Raw genomic sequence first — 13,644 nt, forward strand, 5'->3', positions numbered from 1 at the left:
GGGATTATATTTTTTATCAGAAAAATGTTTAAATTTTATGGTTTCATTCTGAGAGTACATTTTTAATGCAGTCGAATGATTTTAGATAAATATAGATATAATTCCCGATATTTTGTCGTATACTAAGAATAATTTTAATAAATTTCCGTTCTCAATTTTTAGTAGATAATGAAAAAATTTTTAAGCATATTTTTACTTCTGTTTTTATTCAGTCAGAGTTTTTCTCAGGAGTTACTGGCAACGGTACAAGTGAATTCCCAGCAATTGGGTGGAAGTAACCAGTCTGCCTACAAAGCTCTGGAGAAAAGTTTGAGAGATTTCATCAACAATACAAGCTGGACAGGAAAAAGACTTCAGAATTTTGAAAAAATAAAATCCAACTTCGCGATTGTGATCAGCGAAAGAGACGGAAACCGTTTCAGAGGAAGTATTGTGGTACAGGCTGTTCGTCCGGTTTTCAACACAACGTATGAATCTCCTTTGCTTAACCTTCAGGATACAAGATTTTCTTTTGATTACGTGGAAAATGAAAACCTTATCTTCAACGAAAGACAGTTTTCCGGAAAAAATTTGATTGATGTCATCAGTTTTTACATTTATGTCATTTTGGGAATGGATGCAGACAGTTTTCAGTCGATGGCGGGAACGCAATGGTATCAGAAAGCACAGCAGATTGCGCAGAACGGAGAATCTCAGAATACCTATGATGGCTGGAAGCAGATCAATGAACCGAGAAGCCGTTCTATCCTCATCAAAGAAATCATGAGCCCGAACTGGAGCCAGCTTCGTGCAACCATTTATTCTTATCACAGAGCGGGACTGGATAATCTGTTCAATCAGGACCAGAGTCAGGGAAAAAAAGTAATTTTTGATGCTTTAATGCAGCTAAAACAATACGAAAACTCATTCCAACAGGCATATTTCTTCAATCTTTTCATGGATTCCAAGGCAGATGAGATTTTCAACATCTTCAATTCCGGAAATAACGGAGGAATTGTTCTGGGCGATCTTAAGAATGAAATGATCATCCTTTCGCCAAAAAATACCGAAGCAAGATGGAATAAATGGAAACAGTAATTCTCTTGAATTCTGAAATCTAAAGTTCTATATTTGCAATAGCCAAATAATCGCTATTATCAATGCTTTCGAGAATTTACATTAAAAACTTTGCCCTTATTGATACCCTTGAAGTATCATTACACAACGGTTTACAGGTGATTACCGGAGAAACCGGTGCGGGAAAATCTATCATTTTAGGTGCGCTCCGATTAATTCTGGGTGAAAGAGCAGATGTAAAATCGATCTCAAAAGCAGAAGAAAAAAGCATCGTAGAAACGGAATTTTCCCTGAATAATCAGTTCAAAAAATTCTTTATCGAAAATGATCTGGATTACGAACACCAGACCATTATCCGAAGAGAAATTTTGCCTTCCGGAAAATCAAGAGCGTTCATCAATGATGTTCCTGTAACTCTGGATATTTTAAAGGAACTGTCTTCCCAACTGATCGACATTCACTCACAGTTTGAGACATCGAATCTTTTTACGGCAGAATATCAGTTTAAAATCATTGACGGACTTTCTGAAAACAAACAGATCATTCATGAGTATCAGAATGAATTTTCAGATTTTCAAAGCCTTAAAACACAGCTCAAAAAACTGCAGACGCAGCTTTCGGATTCCAATAAAGAAAGTGACTATAAAGCATTTCTTCTGAACGAACTTGAGGAACTTCATCTGGATAATGTAGATTATGAAGAACTTCAGAATCAGCTCTCCATTCAGGAAAATGCGGAAATGATCTCCGATAATCTGGCTCAGGTTTTATCAAGATTTCATCAGGAAGAAGTAGGGATTTTATCATTTTTTAATGAAGCGAAGAACAAACTTGCCAAAATTGCGGAAGTTTCCCAGAGTTTTGCGGAGCTCGATGAAAGGCTTGAAATGTCTTTTGTAGAATTAAAAGACATTATCTCCGAGCTGGAAGATGAAGCGGAAAGCATAGAAGTAAATCCTGAAAATTTAGCGCTACTGGTTGAATTAAACAACAGAATCAATAATCTTTTTGTAAAACATAATGTTTCCGATCTTACAGAACTCAAAGAAATTAGAGATCAGTTAGCCGGAGAACAGCAGGGTGCGTCCGAACTGGAGGCTCAGATTGAAGAAGTGGAGGAAAATATTTCCAAAAAGGAAAAAACACTTCAGTCTTTGGCTGAAAAACTTTCGAAAAACAGAAAAAAGAGCATTCCTGTTTTCATCAAAAAAGCGGAATCTTTACTGAAAAAACTAGGGCTTGAAAAAGCCAGAGTTGATATTGAACTTTTTGATACCTCCGAATTCAACCCGTTTGGAAAAGAAAATATCCAGCTTTTGTTTCAGGCAAACTCAGGATTTCCGTTAAAGCCGATACAGACGGCAATTTCCGGTGGTGAAAGATCAAGGGTAATGTTGGCGGTAAAAAAGATCATTGCAGAAAGCGATGAACTTCCAACCTTAATTTTAGATGAAATTGATACCGGAGTTTCCGGAAAAGTAGCCGAAGAGATCGGAAATCTGATGCGCGAAATGTCTGCCGATATGCAGCTGATCGTCATTTCTCACTTAGCGCAGGTTGCCGCAAAAGGAAACAACAATTATAAAGTGCTGAAACAGGACATAGCCGGAAAAACACAATCTACCATTGTCCCATTAAGTGACGAAGAAAAACTGAACGAGATTGCACAGTTGCTTTCCGGAAGTAAAATTACCGAAGCGGCTTTGGCGCAGGCGAAAGAGTTGATAGGATAGGTTTGAATTAATTTAGCTCATAGATGAAAATAAAATTATCAATGCTGTTATTGTTTATAACAATAACTGTCTTTCCTCAAAATATAAATTTAGAAGGAGTCTGGATTTTAGATAAAATTACATTTGAGAATGGAAATATTATCGAAATCAATGATCCCGATTTTTCTACCTATTCTCAATACAAATTTTCAAATAATAAAATGGAGGTAAATGGAGTGGAGGTTCCAATAACTATATTGCCAAAAAAAATATCTACTCCTGCTTTAAATATTGATTATGAATTTCAAGATAAATATCTTCTTCTTAAGAATTTATCTAGTGGAAAAATTATTTATCTTTTAAAGCCTGAATCATTCGTTGAAATGTATCCTGAATTTTTGCCTAAAAAAATTATTTTGGATGATAGATCAGTTTATGAAGAAAATTTGGTAATAAGGGCAGATTTTAATCGTTTGGGTGGATTTGATGTTTACTTACGAGATTTTATGTACAGTTATAAAGATTACCCAAAAGACAGAAATCAATTCATAGTGCAATTTGTTGTTACAAAAGAATCCAAAGTAACTGATATTAAAGTTATAAAGGGTTTGTCTAATGATTTTGATAGTAAGCTAATATCTTATATAAAGAATTCTGAAAAATTTTTTAAAAACCAAACGAATAAAGATTTTTTAATAAAAAAAACAAATTCAATCCATATTGAAAATGAAGGGCATTCAGATCTTTCTAAAGAAGATCCCAGTATTATAAAAATTTATGAGAAGGGTAATTCATTCTATTTAAAAAATGATTTTGCAAATGCTATTAAAATTTATGAACAAGTTAATTCTTTAGGAGCAAATAATGAGAATTCAATGCTGAGATCAATATATGTTAACTTAGGGGTTTCATATCTTGCGACTAACAAAATAGAATCAGCATGTGAAAGTTTTAATAAAGCTGGCGGACTTGTAAATTTTAAATCAAGAAATTATATAATTAATTTTTGTAATAAAAAATAAAAATTATTTTATATTTCACTGACTTTTAATCAAGGTCTGCGAATTTCTGTAACAATTCTATCTTTATATAAACTAATGTAATAAAAGATGGCTATGTTTTTAAAATTCCTCAGGTTAGAAATCAAAAGCTTTTTTCGGGGCAGTTCTTTAGGTATCAATCTGGCAATGAAGATTCTTCGATTTATTGGGATTCTTTATTTTATGGCTTGTCTTGTAGGAGGAGCTTTCGGCGCATTTTTTTATATTCAGGAAGAAATGCATCAGAATCCCATTAAAGTGGTTTCAAAATTCATGATTGCAGCTTGGGCGGTTGATCTCATTGCCAAATACATATGGCAGGAATTGCCGACACAGAATATCAAGCCGTTTCTTACGCTCAATATTCCCAAAAAGACATTGGTGAATTATATGTTGGGAAAAACATTTCTGTCAGCTTTCAGTTGGTTCAATTCCCTGTTCCTGATTACTTTTTCCATCATTGCATTATTCAAAGGATATGATGTTTTAGGCGTTGTTGGATGGCTCATTGGGATTTCGCTGTTATTTTACCTCAATAATTTTATCAACATTCTTTTTAACGATAAAGAAACCATTGCCATTGTTGTCGGATGTATTTTTGCAACAGTTGCAGGATTGGCGTATTACAATATTGTTCCGGTTCTGGATTATTCTGAGCAGTTTTTTTATAATTTTTTTGAAAGGCCTTATTTTGTAGTGATTTCCATCGGGTTGTTTTTCGGGTTGTGGAAAATCTGTTACAACCATATCCGGAAAATATTTTATCTGGATGAAGGTCTGGAAGCTAAAAAAGAAATCGGAAGAACCGAGAATATTACCTTTCTCAACAAATACGGAGCGATCGGAACGTTCATCAACAATGATATTAAAATGCTGAAACGCAATAAGGTAACGAAAGGGATTTTGTGGGGAAGCATTATGTTTCTTTTCTACGGATTGCTGATGTTTTCGTCACCGATTTACAAAACACCGGCGATGATGATGTTCATGGGATTATTTGTAACCGGAGGATTTCAGTTTATGTTCGGACAAAGGGTTCCTGCTTTCGACAGCTCTTATTATCCTTTGATGATGACGCTGAATGTCCCTTACAAAGAATACCTGAAAGCAAAATGGTGGCTGATGAATATTGTCAACGCTTTTTCCATGATTCTGGCGGTTTGCTATGCCTATTTCGGCTGGGAAATGTATCTCACCTTCTTCGCTGCCGGAATTTACAATATCGGAGTAAATTCCCAATTTACACTTTGGTCGGGCGCTTTTAACAAAACGCAGATGGATCTTAATGCCAAAGAAAAAAGATTCGGACAGAAAAACAGCTTTAACGTAAAAGCGCTTCTGCTTTTAATTCCGAAGATGTTTCTTCCGATGCTTGTTTTCGCATTGATGCAGAAATTTTTCAGTATTACAGCGGGAGTTATCAGTATCGGAGTTCTGGGAGTAATCGGATTTTTTATCAGAGAAAAGATCTTCGATATTATCGTAAAACACTACAAGGTAGAAAAATACAGTACATTAGAAGCATTCAAAAACAAAGATTAATATGATCACCATTAATAATTTAACAAAAACATACGGTAAAGCAACCGTTTTAAATATAGAACATCTGGAAATTCCGAAAGGGGAAACATTCGGTCTGGTAGGAAACAACGGAGCCGGAAAAACCACTCTTTTCAGCTTAATGCTTGATCTTATTCAGGCTTCTACGGGATTTGTAAGCATCGACGGGATAAAAGTAAATGAATCTGAAGCATGGAAAAACAAAGTTTCCGCTTTTGTAGACGATTCTTTCCTCATCGGTTATCTTACCCCGGAAGAATATTTCTATTTCATCGGGGAACTGAGAGGGCAGAATAAAGCCTCCGTTGATGCCTTTTTAAAACAGTTTCATGATCTTTTCAGTGGTGAAATTTTAAACTCCGGAAAATACGTCCGTGATCTTTCCAAAGGAAACCAGAAAAAAGTAGGAATTGTGGGCGCCATCATCGGAAATCCCGAAATCATTATTCTGGATGAACCTTTCGCCAATCTGGATCCTTCCACACAGATTAAGCTTAAAAATTTAATTAAAGAACTGTCTAAACAGGACGGAGTAACATTTCTTATTTCCAGCCACGATCTTTCGCATACTACAGAAGTATGCAACAGAATTGTAGTGGTAAACAAAGGGCAATTGGTAAAAGATATTCAGACCAATCCTGAAACCCTGAAAGATCTGGAGAAGTATTTTGCAGATCAGATTTCCAGTCCGGTAGAAGAGGATTCTGTATTATAGATATTACCAATACATCAAATTTGAAAATCGTTGATCTGTAATTGTGGTACATCCGCTAATTTTGTCAGGTTAAAATTTAATCTATGGAATTAATTGAAAAACTGAACTGGAGATATGCTGCCAAAGCAATGAACGGTCAGAAAGTACCACAGGAAAAAGTGGATAGAATAGTAGAAGCGGCAAGACTGGCTCCTACATCAAGCGGTCTACAGCCTTTTGAAATTATAGTGATTACCAATCAGGAAGTTAAAGAACAGATCAAGCCTCATGCATGGAATCAGCCGCAGATTACAGATTGTTCGCATCTATTGGTTTTTGCAGCGTGGGATACTTACACAGAAGAAAGAATCAATGCAATGTTTGATCTTACCAATGAAGTAAGAGGATTTAAAAATGAAGGTTGGGAAAATTACAGACAAATGCTGTTGAGTACCTATCCGCAAAGATCTGCAGAAGAAAACTTCACTCATGCCGCAAAACAGGCTTATATCGGATTCGGAGCTGCGATTATTGCAGCCGCTTTTGAAGAGGTAGATTCTACACCAATGGAAGGATTTATTCCTGAAGAAGTTGATAAGATTTTAAACCTGCAGGAAAAAGGTTTAAAAAGCGTTCTTTTATTACCGATCGGCTACAGAGATGCTTCCAATGACTGGTTAGTGAATTTAACCAAAGTAAGAAAACCAAAAGAAGAATTCATTACAGAAATCAAGTAATTATTGATTATTTTACTCATAGAAACACCCTTTCAATTGCTGAAAGGGTGTTTTATTTATTTTTCGCTAAATTTTAAATAAATCTTACATACGGTTTGTCATTCCGTAGGAATCTAAGCTGCGTTTTGTATAAAATATATTAATATATTGTTGAGATTCCTACGGAATGACAAAAACATCAAATTCCATGGCAAGATTAAAACTCAGCATTCGGTTTCCAATCCACCACTGCTCTGATGAAAGCTTCTGCATTTTCCACAGGAATATTCGGTAAAATTCCGTGTCCTAAATTGGCAATGTAACGGTCTTTGCCGAAACGGTTGATCATTTCCGTCACCATTTTTTTAATTGTTTCCGGAGTTGAATGCAGTCTTGCAGGATCAAAATTTCCCTGAAGCGTCATTGTATGATTGGTTAAAGTTCTTGCAAACTCAGGCTTAATCGTCCAGTCAACGCCCAAAGCAGAAACCGGAGACTGCGCCATATCTTCCAGAGCAAACCAGCATCCTTTTCCGAAAACCACAACGTGCGTTAAAGGGCTTAAAGCTTCAACGATCTGGTTGATGTATTTCCATGAAAATTCCTGATAATCTGCCGGAGAAAGCATTCCGCCCCAGGAATCGAAAACCTGAACCGCAGAAACCCCTTTTTCAACCTTTCTTTTCAGATAAGCAATCGTTGTATCGGTAATTTTTTGAAGTAATAAATGCGCCGCTTCCGGTTGTGTAAAGCAGAAAGATTTAGCAATATCAAAAGCCTTGCTTCCTTTTCCTTCCACACAGTAGCAGAGTATCGTCCACGGAGAACCTGCAAAACCGATCAGCGGAATTTCATTATCCAATTTCTGTAAAGTCAGTTCAATGGCATCAAAAACATAACCTAACGTATCATTCACATCCGGAACCACCACATTCTGCACATCTTCCATCGTTCTGATCGGATCATCCAGCCATGGACCTACAGATTCCTTCATTTTGAAATCAATTCCCATTGCCTGCGGAACAACAAGGATATCAGAGAATAAAATCGCTGCATCCAAAGGAAATCTTCTGATCGGCTGTACGGTAATTTCGGAAGCAAGTTCCGGTGTCTGACATCTTGTGAAGAAGTCGTATTTGTCGCGTAATGCAATAAATTCCGGCAAATATCTTCCAGCCTGTCTCATCATCCAAACCGGCGGTCTTTCTACGGTTTCTCCGCGAAGTGCTTTTAAGTATAGGTCGTTTTTAATCATAATATACTAGACTTTATTGCCAAGAATGACAATTAAAATATCAATTTTTATTTAAAATCTCTTTTCGGATCAGCTTCAGAACAGAAAGTAATGTGCTTCCTTCCGAAACCAAAACAGGCTTTGAAGTATGCTTTCTGAGTTCATTGGCAGTAGTTTCTCCAATGGAAACCAGAATCATATCCCCAAAAGAATTTCGATTTGCAAAACTACGAACTCCGCTCGGACTAAAAAACACTGCGGCATGATATTTTTCATTTATCAACGGATTGATTTCCTCCGTATTGTACACCGTTATTTTTCTGTAGCTGATGTTTTGAAGGGGAAGATTTTTGTCAAGCACGTCTAATGCGATATTTCCACAGAAATGAAGAAATTTTTCCTGCTGACAGTGCATAATAATAAACCGTGAAAGTTCTTCCGCGTTTTTCAGTACTTTAAACGTTCCGAATCCGTTTTTTCTCAGCTCTTTTTTCGTCTTTTCACCGACGCAGTAGATTTTATTGTAGTTTTTCGCCGTAAAATCTTCGTTAGGTTTAAATCCGTTTTTAAAAAATGAACTTACTCCTTTTGCGCTGGTAAAAATCAATGAATAATCTTTAAGATCAAAAGCATCAGTGTTTATAGAACTTGTTTTAATTACCTCAACACAGTCAAACGAAACATCGTCTCCCAATTCTTTGGTTACAATCGCCGGATCTAGGTTTTTGGTAAATAAAATATTCATTACGGTTGGTCTTTTAAATGTAAATCGGCAGTCTGAAGCCTTACTTTGTTCATAAAATCCTTTCCCGGATCTTCTTTTCCTGTGAAATAATTCGGATCAGATTCTCTCCAGAGTTTTGAATTTCTGAAGATTCCGTATTCCGAATGTCCGATGAGGTATTCTATTTTATATTTTTGGGTTAAATACCGTATCAGTTGTGCATTCGCGGAAACCTGTTTGTCCGTAAGCGGTTCTTTTTTACTTCCGATATTTTCAATTCCGATGGCGCAGTAATTCAAGCCAATCGTGTGTCTGGCAAACTGATTCGGTTCCATCAACTGGTAAACCGTTCCGTCTCTGTCAATGATGAATTGTGAAGAAACATTCAGCGTACTTTGCCTTTTCAGGGTATTTCTTGCGTTTTCAAGATGCGTTTTATTGAAATATTTAAAATTGCTTTCCACATTTCCGCCCGCTGTATAATGAAGAACGATCATTTTCGGAACAATCGTTGGTGTTTTCTGAACCAGACCATGATGCTCTTTCAGATATTCTAAACTTAAACGAACTCTTTCTTCAGAATAATTGATAGGCTTATTGATGATTTTCAGTTCGTTTTTTTGAGCTGATGCAAAACCCATCAACATAAAAACCAATAAGCAGATTACATTTCTCGTCATTATTTCTGATATTGATAATGTCCTGTAATGGTAAACTTAAACAAACAATCTTCCAAAACCTGTCCGCCTCCGATATTGTGTACAATTAGATACCTTTTCCCGTCCGCCGATTTTCTGTTCACTACAATTCCGATGTGCGTTAAATTTCCCGGAAGATCCCAGGTTACAATATCTCCGGGAACATATAATTCAGGTTTGGTTTCAATGGATTTTGATTTTCCAAATTTGGCAAAGAACACTCTCAGGTTGGGAACTCTGCGGTGGTCGATATTCGTGTCGGGCTTTTTCAGTCCCCATTTTTTAGGATATTTAGAAAAATTTTTCGCCATATCTTCATGCACTTCTTTCTGAAGATCAATCCCCAGTTTTCGGTAAGCTCTGATCACAACATCGGTACAAACGCCTTTGTCCGCAGGAACGTCTCCGTTCGGATATTTGATGTTAAAATAAGCAGGATCGTAAGTTACTCTGTCTTTTGTTAAGCTTAAAGCTGCATCAGACAGTTTTTGGGCAAACTGATTCTGTGCTTTTCCAAAAAACACGCAAAGAACTACAATAAATATTGAGAAATATTTCTTCATAGAAATCCGGAACCTTAAAAGTTAAAATGTAAAAAGTGAATTTTAGATCTGGCTTTTAATTTCCGCCATCAATTCTTTTCCGCCGTTTTCAAGAACAGTTTTTGCAAATTTTTCCCCGAAATTTTCTTCATTATTATATATGAAGCTTTCATCGGTTGCGATGCTATTCTTTCCATCCAGAGAACAAAGCGCTGCCTTGAAACGGATCTGGTCTTCAAAAAGTTCTGCAAATGCTCCGATAGGTGCGGTACAGCCTCCTTCAAGCGTGCTCAGGAAATTTCTTTCCATTTCCACACAGATCTGCGTATTTTTATGATTGGTAAACTGTCTGATGATTTCATTGATTTCAGTTTTGTCTGAATGTCCTGCGACAGCAATCACTCCCTGCGAAGGAGCCGGAATTAAAAACGGAATCATTTCATAATCAATGTCCATTTTCATTCTCTTAATTCCTGCCAGAGACAGAATGGTCGCATCAAAATCTCCTTCTTCCAGTTTTTGAAGCCTTGTCTGAATATTTCCACGAATGTCCGAAAATTCAGCATTGGGGAAGTTTTTCAGCCAGAATGCTCTTCTTCTTAAACTGCTGGTTGCCAGTTTAAGCTCGTGAAGTTCTTTGTTTTTTGCAGATTCCTTTCGAATCAAAACATCCTGCGGAAAATCTCTTTCCAGATAAGAAACGATCTCAAGGTTTTCGGGAAGTTTTGTAGGAACATCCTTTAAAGAATGTACGGCAATATCAATTTCGTCATTTAATAAGGCAGCATCAAGATCTCTGGTGAAAACGCCTGTAATTCCTAATGAATAAAGAGGCTGTGTAAGGTTTTTATCGCCTGAAGAGACAATAGGAACGATTTCCGTTAAATAATTGTTGTTCTGAAGATGCCTCGCAACTTCTCTCGCCTGCCAAAGTGCCAGTGCAGAATTTCTGGTTCCGATTCTAATGCTTTTCATTGAATTCGTTGTTTGGTTGTTCAACTAATATTTCGTGCATTAATTTACTAATTTCTTCGGCTTTTAAAGGATTATCGATGATATATTTTGCAAAACGGTTGGTGATTTTCTGGATCATTTTATCAGAAAGTTCCATATCCGTGATGTTTATGTATTTATTTTTTTTGTAAAAATTATGCATTTCATTGCGTTCCATATTCTTAAGAACCGCTTTGAAATGATGAATATTGGGCGCCAGTTTTCTCTTTTTTTCCCACTCAAGGAAGTCTTTCGTCATTTCCTTGATGATTTTTTCGGCTTTCGGGATCTCTTTTTCTCTCTGCTGAATGGTCTCCTGAATCTGTTTGGAAAGTTCATCCACGTCAATCAGCGTTACATTTTCATTCTCCTTTACGTTTTTATCCACATTATTCGGGATGGATAAATCGATTACCAAAGTTTCTTTTCCGTTCGGGAAATGAGACCTGTTCACGATGGGATGTCTTGCGCCGGTAGCAACGATAAGAATATCTGTATTGCCCAATTCTTTATCAAAATCGGCGTAATCAATATGCGGAATATTGTACTTCTCGGATATCTTAGCTGCCGTTTCCTGAGTTCTGTTGGCGATTTTTATTTTGGGCTGGTAAACGTGTTTTACCAGATTTTCGACCGTATTCTGCCCGATTTCTCCTACACCAAGCAGAAGAATATTTTTTTCGGTAATTCTTTTCTGGCTGTTTAAAATGTAATGAACCGCCGCATAAGAAACAGAAGCAGCTCCGTTGGAAATTCCGGTTTCGTTTTTTATTCTTTTCGAAATCTGAATGGCGGAATTGATGGCTCTTTCGAGATAAGGATTAGAGTTCTGTCTTTCTTTTTTGAAACGGTTGTAGGCTTTTTTAATCTGTCCGATGATCTCAAAATCTCCGATAATCTGGCTTTCCAGTCCGGCTGCGACTCTGAAAAGGTGGATTAAAGCTTCTTCTTTCGTTAAAATATTTGCAAACTGAAGAAAATCCATCAGATTAACCCCGATTGTTTTGCAGTATTCTTCAGCAACAAGAAGATAGTTAGGAGAAGTGGTATAAATTTCGGTTCTGTTACAAGTCGAAACGACAAATGAATCCCCTAAATCTTCATTATGGATCCGGGTAACGAAATTCTTAATGTTTTCATCAAAAAATGCAAATTTACCTCTTGTTTCTGCGTCAGCTTTTTCGAAACTAACGGAAAGCACAGCAAAATTAGACGTCTGATGTATGTTTGAATATTGTAACATAAGCGTGGCAAATTTACGTTTTTTTTAGCAAACCACTTTCTGAAAATGTATATGATAATTATCGTAAAAAACTATTTCGGAGATGGTAAAATAGGATGTCTTGTTGTTAATAAACGTTAAAATTATTTTTTAAAAAAGATAAATTTTCATCATTTGGATACTCCGTAAAGATATTTCACAAAAAAGAAGAAGTTAAGGACTGCCGTTTTACCTGCATTACGCCTGTGTTTATCTTAAATCCAGCTTAAAATAAATTATGTAAATGCTTAGAGCAAAAGTTAATAGCCGATTACAAATTTTAATAAAAATTTAACCAAATTATATGCCCGCGGAATTTCTTTGGTAGTCTTAAATTTATATCTTTGTAACTCTTTAAAAAATCAGAAGTAAAAGTATGAGTTTATTCGATATGTTTACGCAAGAAATTGCGATAGACCTTGGTACTGCCAACACCCTTATCATCCATAATAATAAAATTGTTATAGACCAGCCGTCTATTGTCGCGATCGAGCGTTCGACAGGCAGGCCGATTGCCGTGGGTGAACAGGCGAAACACATGCAGGGGAAAACTCATGAGGACATCAAAACAATCCGTCCGTTGAAAGACGGGGTAATTGCCGATTTCCATGCTTCTGAACACATGATTAAGGAATTTATCAAAAAAATTCCGGGAATTAAAGGGAAATTTATTCAGCCCGCATTAAGAATCGTAATCTGTATTCCTTCCGGAATTACGGAGGTTGAAAAAAGAGCGGTAAGAGATTCTGCCCAGAAAGTAAACGCTAAAGAAGTTCGTTTGATTTATGAGCCGATGGCTGCAGCAATAGGGGTTGGAATCGACGTACAGAAACCTGAAGGAAACATGATCATCGATATAGGTGGCGGTACTACAGAAATTGCTGTTGTAGCTTTAGGAGGTATCGTTTGCGATAAATCTGTAAAAATTGCGGGAGATGTATTTACGAATGACATCGCGTATTACTTAAGAACGCATCACAACTTATATATCGGAGAAAGAACAGCGGAGAGAATTAAAATCGAAGTTGGTTCTGCCGTTGAAGACCTAGACGTAGATATCGAAGATATTCCGGTACAGGGAAGAGACCTTATTACAGGAAAGCCAAAAGAAATTATGGTGGGTTATAAAGAGATTGCAAGAGCATTGGACAAATCGATCATCAGAATTGAAGATGCGGTAATGGAAACACTTTCTCTTACTCCTCCGGAATTGGCGGCAGATATTTATAAGACAGGAATTTATCTTGCCGGTGGCGGTGCATTATTAAGAGGTCTTGCAGACAGATTGCATAAAAAGACAGGTCTTCCTGTATTTGTAGCAGAAGATCCGTTGAGAGCGGTTGTTCGCGGAACAGGTATTGCACTTAAGAATATGGATAAATTCAATTTCTTAATTAAATAATTCTAACTTTTT

The 13,644-nt window shown here is 36.6% G+C and carries 13 protein-coding genes; 7 read left to right on the forward strand and 6 right to left on the reverse strand.

From position 1 onward, the window contains the following. The first annotated feature begins 168 nt into the window (after nt 1-168). The 6 genes from porD to BW951_RS07405 all read left to right on the forward strand — a co-directional run bounded on the left by porD (nt 169) and on the right by BW951_RS07405 (nt 6,799). The gene (porD, locus tag BW951_RS07380; RefSeq protein ID WP_076391369.1) at nt 169-1,077 is read left to right on the forward strand and encodes a type IX secretion system protein PorD; all 909 of its coding nucleotides are present in this window, start codon (nt 169-171) and stop codon (nt 1,075-1,077) included. Between the two features lie 62 nt (nt 1,078-1,139). Then, nucleotides 1,140-2,789: a DNA repair protein RecN gene (locus BW951_RS07385; protein ID WP_076391371.1), complete on the forward strand. Its 1,650-nt coding sequence runs from the start codon at nt 1,140-1,142 to the stop codon at nt 2,787-2,789. Nucleotides 2,790-2,812: 23 nt separating this feature from the next. After that, nucleotides 2,813-3,790, forward strand: coding sequence for a tetratricopeptide repeat protein (locus BW951_RS07390; protein ID WP_076391373.1), 978 nt, complete (start codon nt 2,813-2,815; stop codon nt 3,788-3,790). Nucleotides 3,791-3,883: 93 nt separating this feature from the next. Continuing rightward, nucleotides 3,884-5,350 carry a DUF5687 family protein gene (locus tag BW951_RS07395; RefSeq protein ID WP_076391963.1) on the forward strand — a complete coding sequence of 489 codons (1,467 nt, stop codon included), beginning with the start codon at nt 3,884-3,886 and terminating at the stop codon, nt 5,348-5,350. Between the two features lies 1 nt (nt 5,351). Continuing rightward, nucleotides 5,352-6,083, forward strand: coding sequence for an ABC transporter ATP-binding protein (locus BW951_RS07400; protein WP_076391375.1), 732 nt, complete (start codon nt 5,352-5,354; stop codon nt 6,081-6,083). A gap of 83 nt (nt 6,084-6,166) precedes the next feature. After that, nucleotides 6,167-6,799 (forward strand): nitroreductase family protein, encoded by a 633-nt coding sequence (locus BW951_RS07405; RefSeq protein WP_076391377.1) that lies wholly within the window; start codon nt 6,167-6,169, stop codon nt 6,797-6,799. A 196-nt stretch (nt 6,800-6,995) separates the two neighbouring features. Here the strand turns inward: BW951_RS07405 and hemE are convergent, their stop codons facing one another. The 6 genes from hemE to hemA are packed head-to-tail and all read right to left on the reverse strand — an operon-like array spanning nt 6,996 to nt 12,212. Continuing rightward, nucleotides 6,996-8,033 carry a uroporphyrinogen decarboxylase gene (gene hemE / locus BW951_RS07410; protein ID WP_076391379.1) on the reverse strand — a complete coding sequence of 346 codons (1,038 nt, stop codon included), beginning with the start codon at nt 8,031-8,033 and terminating at the stop codon, nt 6,996-6,998. Nucleotides 8,034-8,073: 40 nt separating this feature from the next. Next, nucleotides 8,074-8,757 (reverse strand): uroporphyrinogen-III synthase, encoded by a 684-nt coding sequence (locus BW951_RS07415; RefSeq protein WP_076391381.1) that lies wholly within the window; start codon nt 8,755-8,757, stop codon nt 8,074-8,076. Beyond that, on the reverse strand, nt 8,757-9,416 hold the full coding sequence (locus BW951_RS07420) for a peptidoglycan recognition protein family protein (RefSeq protein ID WP_076391383.1): 660 nt from the start codon (nt 9,414-9,416) through the stop codon (nt 8,757-8,759). The genes BW951_RS07415 and BW951_RS07420 overlap by 1 nt, the downstream gene beginning before the upstream one ends. Then, on the reverse strand, nt 9,416-9,997 hold the full coding sequence (locus tag BW951_RS07425) for a DUF1287 domain-containing protein (protein ID WP_076391385.1): 582 nt from the start codon (nt 9,995-9,997) through the stop codon (nt 9,416-9,418). The genes BW951_RS07420 and BW951_RS07425 overlap by 1 nt, the downstream gene beginning before the upstream one ends. Nucleotides 9,998-10,039: 42 nt before the next feature. Then, nucleotides 10,040-10,951, reverse strand: a complete 912-nt coding sequence (gene hemC, locus BW951_RS07430) for a hydroxymethylbilane synthase (protein ID WP_076391387.1) — start codon at nt 10,949-10,951, stop codon at nt 10,040-10,042. Next, a complete protein-coding gene (hemA, locus tag BW951_RS07435) occupies nt 10,938-12,212 on the reverse strand; it encodes a glutamyl-tRNA reductase (RefSeq protein WP_076391389.1) in 1,275 nt (424 codons plus the stop codon). The genes hemC and hemA overlap by 14 nt, the downstream gene beginning before the upstream one ends. A gap of 394 nt (nt 12,213-12,606) precedes the next feature. On the opposite strand from hemA, the gene BW951_RS07440 reads away from it, so the two are divergent. Next, the gene (locus BW951_RS07440) at nt 12,607-13,632 is read left to right on the forward strand and encodes a rod shape-determining protein (RefSeq protein ID WP_027381028.1); all 1,026 of its coding nucleotides are present in this window, start codon (nt 12,607-12,609) and stop codon (nt 13,630-13,632) included. The last annotated feature ends 12 nt before the right edge of the window (nt 13,633-13,644 follow it).

The organism is Chryseobacterium gambrini (assembly GCF_900156825.1).
Classification (GTDB): domain Bacteria; phylum Bacteroidota; class Bacteroidia; order Flavobacteriales; family Weeksellaceae; genus Chryseobacterium; species Chryseobacterium gambrini.